Below are 15,544 nucleotides of genomic sequence, written 5' to 3'. Positions count from 1 at the left end.
GGAGGGGCGCGACCGGGGTCGGGGGCGTCTTCTTCGCGGCGGCCGCGGCTTCGTCTTCTCCGATCACCGGCGTCGCGCCGGTGAGGCGGATCTCCCGCAGCTGCTTGCGGGTCAGCGGCTGATTGCCCTGCTGATCCGATGTGCTCATGCCTTGCTCCGATACAGATGATGCTTCGCGATGTACTGAACGACTCCGTCGGGAACCAGGTACCACACGGGCTGGTCCTCCTCGACGCGCTCTCGACACGCTGTGGACGAGATCGACAGCGCGGGGACCTCGAGCTGGCTGACGTTGTCGCTCGGGAGGCCGTCGGTGCTCAGAACATGTCCTGGGCGGGAGACCGCGACGAAGTGGGCCAGTTCCCACAGTTCATCATGGTCCCTCCAACTGAGAATTTGCGCTACGGCGTCCGCACCCGTGATGAAGAACAGCTCGGCGTCTGGACGCTGCGTCTTCAGATCGCGGAGCGTGTCGATCGTGTACGTCGGGCCCTCGCGGTCGACATCGACGCGGCTGACCGTGAATCGCGGGTTGGATGCCGTGGCGATCACCGTCATCAGGTAGCGGTGCTCACTGGGTGAGACGTTCGACTTCTGCCATGGACGCCCCGTCGGAACGAATACGACCTCGTCGAGGTCGAACTCGTGCGCGACCTCGCTGGCCGCGACCAGGTGCCCGTGGTGGATCGGGTCGAACGTCCCGCCCATCACTCCGATGCGTGGGGCACGCGTGGCCGTCGTCTCCATGCGCCCTAGTGGCCGTGTCCTGCCCCGTGAGCGTCAGCGCCGTGCTTCTGCGCCCAGGCCTCGGCCTTGGCGGAGTGGCGGTTGGCGACGTGGCGGTACGAGAACGTGACGAGCCCGAGAACGGCGAACAGCGCGGCGGCGATGACCCCGAAGATCAGGGTCTCGAGCGCCACGTTGCCGTGATGCTCCGTTTCAGCGGCTGCCATCGCGATCTGTGCGACGAGGTTCATCCTGACTCCGTTTCGTGGCGGGTGCGAGAAGAGGCTCACCCATCCTATCGCTCAGGCGCGGGTCTGACCGGACCCACGCGCGAGCCATTTGGTGCTGGTCAGCTCGGAAAGCCCCATGGGACCGCGGGCATGCAGCTTCTGCGTGGAGATCCCGACCTCCGCCCCGAATCCGAACTCGCTCCCGTCGGTGAAGCGGGTGGAGGCGTTGGCCATCACGACGGCGGAGTCCACCTCGGCGAGGAACCTCTCGGCGTTCAGCGCGTCGGCCGTGACGATGGATTCGGTGTGACCCGTGCTGTAGCGGCGGATGTGGGCGAGCGCATCATCGAGGGTGTCGACGACTTTCATGGCCACGTCGAGGCTGAGGTACTCGGTCGCCCAGTCCTCCTCCGTCGCGGGGATGACGTCGCTCACGAGCCCGCGGACCATGTCATCGCCGTGGACGGCGACGCCCTCGCTCTGCAGGGCGCTGGCCACGAGGGGAACAAGGCGGGGTGCGGCCTGGCGCAGCACGAGAACGGTCTCGACTGCGTTGCAGACGCTCGGACGCTGAACCTTGGCGTTGACGACGATCTCGCGCGCCCAGTCGTCGGGCGCGGTCTCGTCCAGGACGATGTGCACGTTGCCGGCGCCGGTCTCGATCACGGGCACGGTCGATTCGGTGACGACGGTCTCGATGAGCGCGGCGCTGCCGCGCGGCACGAGCACGTCGACGTACCCGCGACCGTGCATGAGGGCCTTCGCGCCGTCGCGGCCGAAGTCGTCGAGGGTCTGGATGGCCTCGGGCGTGACGCCGGCGCTCTCCAGCGCGTCGCGCATGACCCGGACGAGGACGGTGTTCGACGCGCGTGCGGCACTTCCCCCGCGCAGAACGTTCGCGTTGCCGGATCGCAGGGCGAGGGCTGCGATGTCGACGGTCACGTTGGGGCGCGCCTCGTAGATGGCCCCGACGACGCCGAAGGGCACCCGGACCTGCTGCAGGTTCACGCCGTTCGGCATCCGGTGCCCGCCGACGACCTGGCCGACGGGGTCGGGCAGTGCGGCGATCGCGCGCACGGCCGATGCGAGTGCGGCGACGCGCTTGCGGTCGAGGCGCAGCCGGTCGATCAGCGCGTCGCCGATCCCGTTCTCCCGCCCGGCTTCGATGTCCTGCGCGTTCGCGGCGATGATGTCCGCGGCGTTCGACTCGAGCGCACCGGCGACGGCTTCGAGGGCGCGGACCTTCTCATCGCTGGTCAGCCGCGCGGTGGCTCGGGAGGCCTCCTTGGCGCGCGCGAGACGGTCCTGAACGGTGTCGGTGGTCATCCGGTCAGCTTACGAGACCCGGTGGGGTCACCGGGCCTGGATGACGGGCTCGAACCAGGTGCCGATCTCGTCGCCGTGGAGCGCACGGTCGATGAGGTCGGCGCTCGTGACGAGAACTCCGATGCCGGATGCCGCAGCCAGCCGCGCCGCGGACACCTTGGTCGCCGCTCCCCCGGTGCCGACGCTGTTGACGACGCTCGCCCCGAACTCGAGGCCTTCGAGGTCCGCGTCGGCGGCGATGGGGTCGATCGGCTCCGCCGCGGGATCCGTCGGCGGTTTCGTGTAGAGGCTCTCGACGTCGCTGAGCAGCACGAGAGCGTCCGCCCCGATGAGCTGGGCGACGAGGGCTGCGAGCCGGTCGTTGTCGCCGAAGCGGATCTCCTGCGTGGCGACGGTGTCGTTCTCGTTCACGATGGGCAGGATGCGCAGGCCCAGCAGCCGCTCCATGGCGCGGCGGGCGTTGCTGCGCGAGGTCGCGGTCTCGAGGTCGCCCGTCGTCAGCAGGACCTGCCCCGCCGTGATGCGGAACGGGCGCAGCGCCTCCTGATAGCGGTACACGAGCACGTTCTGGCCGACGGCCGCCGCGGCCTGCTGCGTGGCGAGGTCGGTGGGTCTGGCATCCAGATCGAGGAACGGGATGCCGGTGGCGATCGCCCCCGACGAGACCAGCACGATCTCGCAGCCGCGCGCGTGAGCGCCGGCGAGGGCGTGCACGATCATCGGGATCCGCCAGGACGACTCGCCGCTGATCGAGGAGGAACCGACCTTGACGACGATGCGCGGAGCGGTTGCGAGCTCGGCACGCGTCATCGCGGTCATGCGTCGTCTCCGTCGAAGTCCTGCCCCGCCGTGGCACGGCGCTTCTCGTCCTGCTCCGCGCGGTAGGCGGCTCTGGCGTCCATCCGCTCGTAGTACTGCTCGCGGCGCTCGCCCGTGGTGCGTCGCGAGTTCGGCGCGAGACGCGGATCCGTGCCGCGCGGCGCGGTCGCGAGCTCCGCGGCCGAACGCATCGAGGGCTCCCAGTCGAAGATGAGACCCTCGCCTTCGCCGATCACGACGGTCGCGCCGGGCGTCGCGCCGAGACGGAACAGCTCGTCCTCGACGCCGAGACGCTCCAAGCGGTCCGCCAGGTAGCCGACGGCCTCCTCGTTCTGGAAATCGGTCTGCTGCACCCAGCGGACCGGCTTCTCGCCCAGGATGCGGTAGTAGGTGCCGTAGGAGCCGCCCTCGACGCGGATCGTGAAGGGCTGCTCCGCGCCCTTGGGACGGATGACGACGCGCGGCGCCTCGACCTCGACGGCCGTCTCGGCTCGGTGCTTCTCGACGATCTCGCCGAGCGCGAACGTCAGCGGGCGGAGGCCCTCGCGCGAGACCGTGGAGATGTCGAACACCCGGAAGCCGCGCTCCTCGAGCTCGGGGCGGACGAGGTCGGCGAGGTCGCGGGCCTCGGGAACATCGATCTTGTTGAGCGCGATCAGCTGCGGACGCTCCAGCAGCGGCGTCTGCCCCTCCGGGACCTCGTAGGCGCCGAGCTCGGCGAGGATGACGTCGAGGTCGGAGATCGGGTCGCGGCCGGGCTCGAGCGTCGCGCAGTCGAGGACGTGCAGCAGCGCCGAGCAGCGCTCGACGTGACGGAGGAACTCCAGCCCGAGACCGCGTCCCTCGCTCGCTCCTTCGATGAGGCCCGGCACGTCGGCGATCGTGTAGCGGAAGTCGCCCTGCTGGACGACGCCGAGGTTCGGATGCAGGGTGGTGAACGGGTAATCGGCGATCTTCGGCCGTGCGGCCGAGACCGCGGCGATCAGGCTCGACTTGCCCGCCGAGGGGTAGCCCACCAGGGCCACGTCGGCGACGGTCTTGAGCTCGAGGACCACGTCGCCCTCGAAGCCGGGGGTGCCGAGCAGGGCAAAGCCGGGAGCCTTGCGCTTGGGACTCGCGAGCGCGGCGTTGCCGAGGCCTCCTCGGCCGCCCTGGGCCACGATGAAGCGCTCACCAGGCGTGACCATGTCGAGCAGCACATCGCCGTCGGCGTTCTTGACGACCGTGCCAACCGGGACGGGCAGCTCGAGCGTCTCGCCCGCGTAACCGGATCGGTGGTCGCCCATGCCGAATCCGCCGTTACCGGACGAGCGGTGCGGAGAGTGGTGGTACGACAGGAGCGTCCCGGTCTGCGTGTCGGCGACGAGGACGATGTCGCCGCCGTCACCGCCGTTACCGCCATCGGGACCGCCGAGCGGCTTGAACTTCTCGCGGTGCACGGAGACACAGCCATTGCCGCCCTTGCCGGCGCGCAGATGCAGCGTCACCGTGTCGACGAACGTGACCATGTCGTACTACTCCCTGGATACGCGGACGGGGCGAGCCGAAGCCCGCCCCGAACCGGATGTCTTGTCTGCTGCGATTACTGAGCAGCGGCGACGATGTTGACGACCTTGCGGCCGCCCTTCGCGCCGAACTCGACAGCGCCCGCCTCGAGGGCGAACAGCGTGTCGTCGCCGCCACGGCCGACGTTCACGCCGGGGTGGAAGTGCGTGCCGCGCTGACGGACGAGGATCTCGCCCGCGTTGACCTGCTGGCCGCCGAAGCGCTTCACGCCGAGTCGCTGAGCGTTGGAGTCACGACCGTTGCGAGTGGAGCTCGCGCCCTTTTTGTGTGCCATGTCCTGTGCCTCTTCTGCTTACTTGATGCCGGTGATCTTGACGCGCGTGAGCTCCTGGCGGTGGCCCTGGCGCTTCTTGTAGCCGGTCTTGTTCTTGTACTTCTGGATGACGATCTTCGGGCCGCGGAGGTTGCCGATGACCTCGGCGGTCACCGTGACCTTGGCCAGCTTGTCGGCGTCGGTGGTCACCGTGGAGCCGTCGACGAGGAGCACTGCGGGCAGCTCGATCTTCTCACCCTGAGCAGCCTGAACACGGTCGAGCTGAACGATCGTGCCGACCTCGACCTTCTCCTGCCGCCCACCGGCGCGCACTACTGCGTAAACCACTTGATACCTGTTTCGTTGGGGAGCGGGAGCTCCGGAAATCTCACGGGAAGACTGTGCCTGCGTTCGTCGCAGGTCTGACGGGTGTGAGCACAGGACTTCAGCCCGTCGCCCTCTGGGGACGACTCAGCTCACGCACCAAGGGACTACTTTACCGGATCAGCCACACTCTCGCAAAGCGAGACCGGCCCGTGTCGTGCGGTCGTAGGATCGCGGAGTGACCGTACTGATCGACGACCCCATCTGGCCCGCCCACGGGCGCCTCTGGGCCCATCTGGTCAGCGATCGGAGCCTCGACGAGCTGCACGCGTTCGCGCGAGCCCACGATCTGCCGGCGCGGTCGTTCGATCGCGACCACTACGACGTGCCGGAGGACACCCTCCCCCGGCTCATCGCCGCCGGCGCCGTCTCGACGACGGGGGCCGTCTCGATGACCGGCCCGACGGTCGGGGCGAGCGTGGACGCGGCGATCTGCGCGAGCGCCGACTTCGCACCCTCGGGGATGCCGTGGGCGACGGAGCTGTTCTGCTGGGCGCTCTGGTTCTGCTGACCATTGCCTCCGCGCTGGCGCCGATTGCCGCCCGACTGACCGCCACCCGAGTTCGACCGGTGCTTGACCACCGGGTCGTGGTGCACGATGACGCCACGGCCGGCGCACACCTCGCACGCCTCGCTGAAGGTCTCGAGCAGACCCAGGCCGAGCTTCTTGCGGGTCATCTGGACCAGGCCGAGAGAGGTGACCTCGGCCACCTGGTGCTTGGTGCGGTCGCGGCTCAGGCACTCGACGAGTCGGCGCAGCACGAGGTCGCGGTTGGACTCGAGCACCATGTCGATGAAGTCGACGACGATGATGCCGCCGATGTCGCGCAGCCGCAGCTGGCGGACGATCTCCTCGGCGGCCTCGAGGTTGTTCTTCGTGACGGTCTCTTCGAGATTGCCGCCCGAGCCGACGAACTTGCCGGTGTTGACGTCGACGACCGTCATGGCCTCGGTGCGGTCGATCACGAGAGAACCGCCCGAGGGCAGCCAGACCTTGCGGTCCAGGGCCTTCTCGATCTGCTCCGTGATGCGGAACGCGTCGAACGGGTCGGTGTCGTCCTCGTAGGACTCCACGCGCTCGAGCAGGTCGGGGGCGACGCTCTCGAGGTAGGCGCGGATGGTCCGCTGCGACTCCTCGCCCTGGATGAGCATCTTCGTGAAGTCCTCGTTGAAGACGTCGCGGACGATCTTCACGAGCAGGTCGGGTTCGGCGTGCAGCAGCGCCGGAGCCTGCTGGTTCTCGACCTGCTTCTGGATGTGCTCCCACTGCGACGTGAGGCGCTGGACGTCGCGCGTCAGCTGCTCCTCGGTGGCGCCTTCCGCGGCCGTGCGGACGATGACGCCGCTGGACTCGGGCAGCACCTCCTTGAGGATGCGCTTGAGGCGGGCACGCTCGTTGTCGGGGAGCTTGCGGCTGATGCCGTTCATCGATCCGCCTGGGACGTACACGAGGTAGCGACCGGGCAGCGAGATCTGGCTGGTGAGGCGCGCACCCTTGTGTCCGACCGGGTCTTTCGTCACCTGCACGAGCACGCGATCGCCGGGCTTGAGCGCCAGCTCGATGCGGCGGGGCTGGTTGCCGGTCTCGACGCCGTCCCAGTCGACCTCGCCGGAGTACAGCACGGCGTTGCGGCCGCGGCCGATGTCGACGAACGCGGCCTCCATGCTCGGCAGCACGTTCTGCACGCGGCCGAGGTAGACGTTGCCGATCAGAGATGCGTCCTGGTTGCGCGCGACGTAGTGCTCGACGAGCACGGCGTCCTCGAGCACGCCGATCTGGGTGCGTCCGTTCTTCGAGCGGACGATCATCTTGCGGTCGACGGACTCGCGCCGGGCGAGGAACTCGGCCTCGGTCACGACCGGGCGGCGGCGTCCGGCATCGCGTCCGTCGCGGCGGCGCTGCTTCTTGGCCTCGAGACGCGTGGACCCCTTGATGGCCTTCGGCTCGGTGATGTACTCGACGGCGCGCTGGCGCTGACGCGGCTCGGTCTGCTGGTCGTCGCCGTCTCCTCCGCGACGGCGGCGTCCGCGTCGTCCGCCGGACGTCTCGTCCTGGTCGCTGTCGCGCACGTTGTCGCGATCGCGCCCCGGCCGCGCCGGAAGCGGCGTGATCTCGGGAGCGTAGAAGTGCAGCTGGGTCGACACCCGCGAGACGAAGACCTCGGGGATGAGCCCGAGGCTGACCGCGGTGAGCGGCTCGGGCTTCGCCGGCTCGGCAGGCTTCTCGGACTCGGCAGGCGTCTCGGGCTCTGCGGCCTTCTCGGACTCGGCAGGCTTCTCGGGCTCGGCCGCGTTCTCCGGCTCTGCGGCCGTCTCCGCTTCTGCGGACTCCTCGACGGGAGCATCGCCACCTGCGTCTGTCGCAGACTCGACCGCAGCGTCCGCAGACTCGTCGACCGGCTGCGCCTCAGCATCCGTCTGGGGCTCCTCGGCCGGCTGAGACTCCGCTTCGACCGCCGCGTCCGGTGTTACCGGAAGCGCGTCATTCGCGTCGAGGGTAGGGGTGTTGTTGTCATTCGTCTCATCGGCCATCTCTGGCGTACTCCCTGCGCGAGCACTGCGTGCCGCGAAATCTCGTGCGGCACCCGCGGGTGCCGCGAACTCACTCGGTGTGCGACCGGCTCATGGCTCTGATCGCGAGGGGCATGGGGCCCCGAAGTCTGCGTCGATGCCTTCCGCGGCCGAACCGCCTGGTGCATCACAGGCCATTATCGCACCATGTGCGCCACTTCGTGGCATCCCGCCGTCGAACCGCGGTTTTCCCGGTCCGCCTCACGCCCCATCCATAGCCGTCACTGGGATAATCCATATATGAGCGAGCAGCGCACCCGCCCCGTGTTCTACGCCGTCTGGCTGATCATCGCCGGTGTCATCGGCTGGTGGGCGGCGTTCCAGCTCACGGTCGAGAAGTTCGTGCTGCTCGCCGATCCGGATGCCACACTCAGCTGCGACCTGAGCAGTTTCATCCAGTGCGGCAAGAACCTCGAATCCTGGCAGGGCTCGGTGTTCGGGTTCCCGAACCCGATTCTCGGCCTGACCGGATGGATGGCGCCGATCGTCGTCGGCGTCGCGGTGCTCGCCGGTGCGCGCTTCCCCCGCTGGTTCTGGGCGACGTTCGGCGCCGGCATCCTGTTCGCCTTCGGGTTCGTGTGCTGGCTGATCGGTCAGAGCATCTACGACCTCGTCGTACTGTGCCCGTGGTGCATGGTCACGTGGGCCGTGACGATCCCCACGTTCTTCGCCACCGTCGTGCATCTGTTCCGCAACGGCACCTTCTCATCGTCGGAGAAGGTGCAAGAGCGCGCAGGGCGCCTGATGGCGTGGGTGCCGCTGGCGACCATCGTCGCCTACGCGATCATCGTCGTGATGGCCCAGCTGAAGGGCATCGACTTCCTCGGCGAGATCGCGCGCCTGCTGTTCTGAGGACGACGAAACCCGCCGGTCGCATGACGCACCGGCGGGTTTGTCGTTGTTCGGGTCAGCTGAACCAGATGCCGAGCTCGCGCGCGGCGGACTCCGGCGAGTCCGAGCCGTGCACGAGGTTCTGCTGCACGGCGAGACCCCAGTCGCGACCGAAGTCGCCGCGGATCGTTCCGGGAGCGGCGGTGGTGGGATCGGTGGTGCCGGCGAGCGAGCGGAACCCCTCGATCACGCGGTTGCCGGCGAGGCGGATCGCCACCGACGGGCCCGACATCATGAACTCGAGCAGCGGCTCGTAGAACGGCTTGCCCTCGTGCTCGGCGTAGTGCTCGGCGAGCACGTCGCGGTCGGGCTCGACGAGGCGGATGTCGACGAGCGCGTAGCCCTTCGCCTCGATGCGGGCGAGGATGCTGCCGGTCAGGCCGCGGGCGACGCCGTCGGGCTTGACGAGGACGAGGGTTTCTTCAGTGGCCATGTCAGTCGCTCTCTGTGTGAGGGTCGGTGGTCGTCGGGGCCCCTGAGGGAGGTCGTGCATCCATTCGGGCCCCCATGATCGTCGCATATGCCCACATCCCTCCGAAAACGAGGGTGACGAGCAGGATCGCCGGAACGAAGATCGCGGACAGGGCGACGATCGCCTGCAGAACCCATCCGACCGGAATCGCCCAGGAACGGGTGATCATGCCGGCGACGGCGATCATGGCGACGGCCACGATCGCCGCACCGACGATCGCCCACCACTGCGGGACGGCCGGTGGCAGCGCCCTCAATCCGAAGATCGTGAGGCCTGCGAGCAGCACGACGATCGCCTCGAAGCCGAGGACGATCGGGGCGAGCTTCTGCACGAGCGTACGCTGGGGCCGGGCGGGCCGGGGTGCGGATGCTTCGCTCACGCGCGCCACCCCGATTTCCAGTCCTCCTCCTCGGACAGCGCGATCGCCTCACCGGCGAGCACGACGGATCCGGCGATCACGACCGCGCGGCGGTCGGATGAGGCGGCCCACTCGCGGGCGGCGTCGGCGGCATCCGCGAGAGACGGATGCACCGTCGCGCGGAAGCCCGCGTTCTCGACGAGGTCGGCGATGGCGTCCGCGTCGCTCGCGCGGTCCGATTCGGGGGCCGTGGTGAACACGTGCGCAGCCGCTGGGGCGAGCTTCGCGACGATTCCGTCGGCGTCCTTGTCGGCGAGCACGCCGAGGACGAGTCCCCACTCGTCGAAGTCGAAGCTGTCATCGAGCGACTGGGCGAGCGCCGCTGCGCCGTGCGGGTTGTGGGCGGCGTCGACGACGACGGTCGGTGCGATGCCGATCAGCTGCAGCCGGCCAGGGGACGTCGCGCCCTGCAGACCCTCGGTGATGATGTCGCCGGCGATCGGCTGCGTGCCGCCACCGATCAGCGACTCCACGGCGGCGATCGCCAGTGCGGCGTTGTGCCCCTGATGCGCGCCGTACAGAGGCAGATACTCCTCGATGTAGGGCCCGGCGAGACCCTTGACCGTCAGCAGCTGTCCGCCGACCGCGAGCTTCTGCTCCGCGAGACCGAACTCGTCGCCCTCGAACGCGATCGTCGCGTTGCGCTCGGCGGCGACCCGCCGCAGCACCTCGGCGGCCTCAGCGGGCTGCTGCGCCGAGACGACGGCGGCGCCCTCCTTGATGATCCCGGCCTTGACACCCGCGATCTTCTCGATCGTGTCGCCGAGGCGATCGGCGTGGTCGATCGCTATGGGCGCGAACACCGCGACGTCGCCGTCGGCCGTGTTCGTGGAATCCCATTCGCCGCCCATGCCGACCTCCAGCACGAGCACGTCGACCGGAGCATCCGAGGCCGCGACGAACGCGAGCACCGTGAGCAGCTCGAAGAAGGTCAGCGGCGCGTCGCCTGCGGCCTCGAGCTCGGCATCCACGATCCCGATGAACGGTTCGATCTCGTCCCAGGCCTCGGCGATCGCGGCATCCGCGATGGGCTCGCCGTCGATCATGATCCGTTCGGTGAACCGCTCAAGATGCGGGCTGGTGAACAGACCCGTGCGCAGCCCGTGGGCGCGCAGCAGGCTCTCGATGACGCGGGCGGTCGACGTCTTGCCGTTCGTGCCGGTGATGTGCACGACGCGGTACGTCTTCTGCGGGTCGTCGAGGAGCTCGAGAATGCGCGCGGTGCGCTCCTTGCGCGGCTGCACCCAGCGCTCCCCTGCCCTTGTCATCAGCGCCTCGTAGACGGCGTCTGCACGGTCGCGGTCAGACATTCGCGGCTCCTTCGAGGTTCGTGTCGATCGTGACGACGATCGGGGCCTTGTCGGACCCCAGGGCAGTGGAGCCGCTGCAGAACACGCCGTCACCGGGGCTGGTGACGCTCGCGACGAGCTCCTCCATGTCGTCCGTCGCCTGGATCGCGATGGCCACGGCGAGTGTCTCCGCCGCGATGAGCTCCGCGTGCGCCTGCAGCGCCTGCGCCGCATCCGGTGCGACGTTCAGAGCCAGGACGATGCGGTCGCTGACGTCGAGGTCGGCGTTCTTGCGTGCCTCCTGCACGACGCGAATGGCGTCTCGGGCCATGCCCTCCGCCTCGAGCTCGGCCGTGGTCCGGGTGTCGAGCAGCACGAATCCGCCACCGGGCACGAGAGCCAGGGCCTCGCCTTCCGGGCGACCTGCCGTCTCGAGCACGAGCTCGTACTCCTGCGGCTCGATCGCGATGCCGTCGACGACCACCACGCCGTCCTGCTCCTCCCAGACGCCGGCACGCGCACCGGCGATCACGTGCTGCACCTGCTTGCCCAGACGCGGACCCGCGGCGCGGGCGTTGACGCTCAAGCGGTGGCTGATGCCGTACTCGGCGGCCGTCGTGTCGGTGAGCTGCACGAGCTCGACGGACTTCACGTTGAGCTCATCGCGCAGGATGTCCTCGAACTGGGCCAGCTGGTCCGCGACCGGCGACACCACGGTGAATCGCGCGAGCGGCAGGCGAACGCGCAGCTTCTCCTTCTTGCGCAGCGCGTTGCCGACGCTGGACAGCTCGCGCACGGCATCCATCGCATCGCGGATGTCGTCCGCTGCCGGGAACGCGTCGGCATCCGGCCAATCGGTCAGGTGCACGCTGCGCCCGCCGGTGAGTCCCTGCCAGATGCGCTCGCTGATCAGCGGCACGAGAGGCGCTGCGACCCGGGTGAGCGTCTCGAGCACGGTGTAGAGCGTGTCGAACGCGTCGGTTCCGCCCTCGGCGCCGACCCAGAAGCGGTCGCGCGACCGGCGGATGTACCAGTTCGTCAGCACCTCGGCGAAGTCGCGCAGGCGTGCGGATGCCGTGGTCGAGTCGAGTCCGTCGAGGTCCGTCGCGACATCGCGGACGAGCTCTCCCAGGCGCGACAGGATGTAGCGGTCGAGCACGTCCGTGGAGTCGGTGCGCCACGTGGCTTCGTACCCTCCGTCTCCGGAGGCGTTCGCGTAGGTCGCGAAGAAGTACCACGAGCTCCACAGCGGCAGGAGGAATTCGCGGACGCCGGCGCGGATGCCCTCCTCGGTGACCGAGAGGTTGCCGCCGCGCAGCACCGAGCTCGACATGAGGAACCAGCGCATGGCGTCGGAGCCGTCGCGGTCGAAGACCTCGGAGACGTCCGGGTAGTTGCGCAGCGACTTCGACATCTTGTAGCCGTCGTTGCCGAGCACGATGCCGTGGCAGCTGACGCCGGTGAACGCCGGGCGGTCGAACAGCGCGGTCGACAGCACGTGCATGACGTAGAACCAGCCGCGGGTCTGCCCGATGTACTCGACGATGAAGTCCGCCGGTGAGTGCGAGTCGAACCATTCCTGGTTCTCGAACGGGTAGTGCACCTGCGCATACGGCATCGACCCGGAGTCGAACCAGACGTCGAAGACGTCCTCGATGCGGCGCATGGTGCTCTTGCCCGTGGGGTCATCGGGGTTGGGGCGGGTCAGGTCGTCGATGTACGGCCGATGCAGGTCGACCTCGCCCTCGGGGTTGCGGGGCAACGCGCCGAAGTCGCGCTCGAGCTCCTCGAGCGACCCGTACGCGTCGATGCGCGGGTAGTCGGGGTCGTCGCTCTTCCAGATCGGGATGGGCGAGCCCCAGTACCGGTTGCGGCTGATCGACCAGTCGCGCGATCCCTCGACCCACTTGCCGAACTGGCCGTGCTTGACGTTCTCGGGCACCCAGGTGATCTGCTCGTTGTTCGCGAGCATCTTGTCCTTGATGTCGGTGACGCGGATGAACCAGCTCGAGACCGCCTTGTAGATCAGGGGGTTCCGGCAGCGCCAGCAGTGCGGGTAGGAGTGGACGTAGCTCTGCTCGCGCAGCATCCGCCCGTTCTCCTTGAGGAGGCGGATGAGCGGACGGTTGGCGTCCATCCACAGCATCCCCGCGACGTCCGTGACGCTGGAGAGGAACTTGCCACCGTCGTCGAGGGAGAGGATCGTGGGCATGCCGGCGGCGGTCGTCACGCGCTGGTCGTCCTCACCGTATGCCGGGGCCTGGTGGACGATCCCGGTGCCGTCGGTGGTGGTGACGTAGTCGTCGACGAGGATGCGCCAGGCGTTCTCGGTGCCCCAGGTCTCGGCATCCGCGTAGTAGTCGAACAGGCGGTCGTAGTGGACGTCTGCGAGGTCGGCACCGCGATGGGATGCCTCGACGGCGGCCAGTGCGTCGTCAGCCGACTCGTAGCCGAGGTCCTTGGCGTAGCCGCCGAGGAGGTCGCGGGCGATCAGGTAGCGGTGCGCATCGCTCCCGGCGGGGTCGTCGCCGGGGACGATGTCCGCCGCGCCGTTCGGGCCGGCGGGCAGCACGACGTACTCGATGTCGGGGCCGACGACGAGGGCGAGGTTGGTGGGCAGGGTCCACGGCGTGGTGGTCCAGGCGAGCGCGCGGACGGCGGTGAGGCCGAGCGACTCCGCCTTGGCGCCGGTGAGCGGGAAGGTGACGGTGACCGAGGGGTCCTGACGGTCCTGGTAGACGTCGTCGTCCATGCGCAATTCGTGATTGGACAGCGGCGTCTCGTCGCGCCAGCAGTAAGGCAGCACGCGGTAGCCCTCGTACGCCAGGCCCTTGTCGTAGAGCTGCTTGAACGCCCACAGGACGCTCTCCATGTAGCCGAGGTCCAGCGTCTTGTAGCCGCGGTCGAAGTCCACCCAGCGCGCCTGGCGGGTGACGTACTCCTTCCACTCCTCGGTGTACGCGAGCACCGAGTCACGGGCTTTGGCGTTGAAGACGCCGATGCCCATCTCCTCGATCTCGCTCTTCTCGGTGAGGCCGAGCTGCTTCATCGCCTCGAGTTCGGCAGGAAGACCGTGCGTGTCCCATCCGAAGACGCGGTCGACCTTCTTGCCGCGCATGGTCTGGAAGCGCGGGAAGAGGTCCTTGGCGTAGCCGGTGAGCAGGTGGCCGTAGTGAGGGAGGCCGTTGGCGAAGGGCGGGCCGTCGTAGAAGACCCACTCGTCCGCGCCGTCGCGCTGCGCGATGGATGCCCGGAACGTGTCGTCCTGCTTCCAGAACTCCAGGACGTCCTTCTCGATCTCGGGGAAGCGCGGGGATGCGGCGACGGCGGCGGGGCCGAAGGCTGAGGTGCGGGGGTAGGTCATATCTGGCTCGCAGTGTCGTGGGCGGATGCTGCTTGCGAGGACGATCCTGTTCTCACACGGACCGCGGTACCACCTCGCGTGCCGCGCCTCACGGCGCTGCCACTCTCACTGCGGCGATGACGGGCCTGCCCCGCTCGGTTCTACTGGGCCATGCGGCTGTTCTTCCGAGAGCTCCCCGGTGATGGCCGGATCAAAGCTGATGCGTCCATTGTACGCGGCATCCGCCGCCGCAGGAACTTCGCAGAAAACCACTCATCTCGCAGGAATTCTCGGATTCTCTGCGAAGGAAGTGCTGTTCTGCGAGCACTGGCACGCTCGATCAGGCACGACGATTCGCGAGATGCAGCCCGCACGCTACCGCGCGCATGATCAGGTCCTGCACCTGAGGCCACTCGAACATCATCTGCTGATAACTGATGCGAATGACGTGGTACCCCATGAGCCGGATTTCGGCGTCGTGGCGGATGTCCTCGCTGCGTTGCGCCCCGACATGGTGTTTGCCGTCGATCTGCAGCACGAGCCGGTCGCCCAGGAGGGCGTCGACCCGGTGACCGGCGATCCAGGTCTGGATGACCAGCCGAATGCGGAGCCACCGGAGCCGGGGCCGCAGATAGGTTTCCAGACCGGCGTCCGCGAACGGCTGAGCCTCGGCGAGGAGATTCCGTGCGGCGGGTCGCAGCGGCAGGTTACTCAGCGCGTCGAGCGTGACCAGCTCCTTGTTCAGTGCTGACTCCCACGTCCCCAGCGCCTGCTCGAACGGTGTGCACTCGGCCACGATGGCCAGCACGTTCTCGATGGGGTCGACCAGCGCATCGGGATGCCTCGGAACGAGCGGCTTCGCCCAGTGCACACGCAGACTCTGGGGTTTTCCCCCGGCACTTCCCGGCGTGCACGTCGGCGCAACGCCGGGGTCCTGCTCATGCACCCAGATGCCGAGCCGCCGAGCCGCGGTGACACAGGTGAGCACGACGCCGCGCTTGGCCGCAGAAACGAGCTGAGGCGATGCATCCGGAATCGCTACCCACCCCTGCCGGATCCGCACGAGGGTCCCGTCGCGCAGCGCCTTCTCGAGCTCCGCACGTCGATAACCCCGTTCGTGCAATGAAGCAACCCGCGCGATGCCGCCGAGATCCGCGACGCACAGGCTGACGGGCTCATCTGACCTCGAGTGCATGCTCCGAGCGTGACATCGACCGCGGGTCCATCTGGCCGCCGCGTACACGTTCCGTGCACAG

Annotated in this window: 14 protein-coding genes and 1 pseudogene; 2 read left to right on the top strand and 13 right to left on the bottom strand. The window is 68.5% G+C overall.

Going from position 1 to position 15,544, the window contains the following annotated elements; all coding sequences use genetic code 11:
- Positions 1–144: 144 nt before the first annotated feature.
- From nadD to rplU, 7 genes are all read right to left on the bottom strand, one after another.
- Entirely contained in the window at positions 145–747 is a 603-nt protein-coding gene (nadD, locus tag HWX58_RS13750; protein WP_175988688.1) for a nicotinate-nucleotide adenylyltransferase, read from the bottom strand.
- Positions 748–752: 5 nt separating this feature from the next.
- Positions 753–977 carry a hypothetical protein gene (locus tag HWX58_RS13745; RefSeq protein WP_175988686.1) on the bottom strand — a complete coding sequence of 75 codons (225 nt, stop codon included), beginning with the start codon at positions 975–977 and terminating at the stop codon, positions 753–755.
- A gap of 51 nt (positions 978–1,028) precedes the next feature.
- On the bottom strand, positions 1,029–2,282 hold the full coding sequence (locus tag HWX58_RS13740; RefSeq protein ID WP_175988684.1) for a glutamate-5-semialdehyde dehydrogenase: 1,254 nt from the start codon (positions 2,280–2,282) through the stop codon (positions 1,029–1,031).
- A gap of 27 nt (positions 2,283–2,309) precedes the next feature.
- Positions 2,310–3,101: a glutamate 5-kinase gene (gene proB, locus HWX58_RS13735; RefSeq protein WP_175988682.1), complete on the bottom strand. Its 792-nt coding sequence runs from the start codon at positions 3,099–3,101 to the stop codon at positions 2,310–2,312.
- Positions 3,098–4,609, bottom strand: a complete 1,512-nt coding sequence (obgE, locus tag HWX58_RS13730) for a GTPase ObgE (protein ID WP_175988680.1) — start codon at positions 4,607–4,609, stop codon at positions 3,098–3,100. Before obgE ends, proB begins: the two co-directional genes overlap by 4 nt.
- A 74-nt stretch (positions 4,610–4,683) precedes the next feature.
- Positions 4,684–4,941 carry a 50S ribosomal protein L27 gene (gene rpmA, locus HWX58_RS13725; RefSeq protein ID WP_175988678.1) on the bottom strand — a complete coding sequence of 86 codons (258 nt, stop codon included), beginning with the start codon at positions 4,939–4,941 and terminating at the stop codon, positions 4,684–4,686.
- An 18-nt stretch (positions 4,942–4,959) separates the two neighbouring features.
- Positions 4,960–5,268, bottom strand: a complete 309-nt coding sequence (rplU, locus tag HWX58_RS13720) for a 50S ribosomal protein L21 (RefSeq protein ID WP_175988676.1) — start codon at positions 5,266–5,268, stop codon at positions 4,960–4,962.
- 214 nt (positions 5,269–5,482) lie between these two features.
- Here rplU and HWX58_RS15215 point away from each other — a divergent pair.
- Positions 5,483–5,686 (top strand): annotated as a pseudogene (locus HWX58_RS15215) (DUF4031 domain-containing protein); the annotation flags it as partial.
- Here the strand turns inward: HWX58_RS15215 and HWX58_RS13710 are convergent.
- A complete protein-coding gene (locus tag HWX58_RS13710) occupies positions 5,623–7,836 on the bottom strand; it encodes an Rne/Rng family ribonuclease (RefSeq protein ID WP_250646261.1) in 2,214 nt (737 codons plus the stop codon). The pseudogene HWX58_RS15215 and the gene HWX58_RS13710 sit on opposite strands and share 64 nt — an antisense overlap.
- 279 nt (positions 7,837–8,115) lie before the next feature.
- Here HWX58_RS13710 and HWX58_RS13705 point away from each other — a divergent pair, with 279 nt between their 5' ends.
- Positions 8,116–8,727 (top strand): vitamin K epoxide reductase family protein, encoded by a 612-nt coding sequence (locus HWX58_RS13705; RefSeq protein ID WP_175988671.1) that lies wholly within the window; start codon positions 8,116–8,118, stop codon positions 8,725–8,727.
- A 55-nt stretch (positions 8,728–8,782) separates the two neighbouring features.
- Here the strand turns inward: HWX58_RS13705 and ndk are convergent, their stop codons facing one another.
- The 5 genes from ndk to HWX58_RS13680 form a co-directional block, all read right to left on the bottom strand.
- Complete coding sequence (gene ndk / locus HWX58_RS13700; protein ID WP_175988669.1) at positions 8,783–9,199, bottom strand: nucleoside-diphosphate kinase; 417 nt, start codon at positions 9,197–9,199, stop codon at positions 8,783–8,785.
- 1 nt (position 9,200) lies between these two features.
- On the bottom strand, positions 9,201–9,617 hold the full coding sequence (locus HWX58_RS13695) for a DUF4233 domain-containing protein (RefSeq protein WP_227530817.1): 417 nt from the start codon (positions 9,615–9,617) through the stop codon (positions 9,201–9,203).
- Complete coding sequence (locus HWX58_RS13690; RefSeq protein ID WP_175988665.1) at positions 9,614–10,966, bottom strand: bifunctional folylpolyglutamate synthase/dihydrofolate synthase; 1,353 nt, start codon at positions 10,964–10,966, stop codon at positions 9,614–9,616. Before HWX58_RS13690 ends, HWX58_RS13695 begins: the two co-directional genes overlap by 4 nt.
- The gene (gene ileS / locus HWX58_RS13685) at positions 10,959–14,309 is read right to left on the bottom strand and encodes an isoleucine--tRNA ligase (protein ID WP_175988663.1); all 3,351 of its coding nucleotides are present in this window, start codon (positions 14,307–14,309) and stop codon (positions 10,959–10,961) included. Before ileS ends, HWX58_RS13690 begins: the two co-directional genes overlap by 8 nt.
- Positions 14,310–14,628: 319 nt before the next feature.
- Entirely contained in the window at positions 14,629–15,351 is a 723-nt protein-coding gene (locus HWX58_RS13680; RefSeq protein WP_250646260.1) for an endonuclease domain-containing protein, read from the bottom strand.
- Between the last annotated feature and the right edge of the window lie 193 nt (positions 15,352–15,544).

The organism is Microbacterium tenebrionis, assembly GCF_903645325.1.
In the GTDB taxonomy this organism is placed as follows: domain Bacteria; phylum Actinomycetota; class Actinomycetes; order Actinomycetales; family Microbacteriaceae; genus Microbacterium; species Microbacterium tenebrionis.
This window is presented reverse-complemented; position numbering and strand designations above follow the sequence as displayed.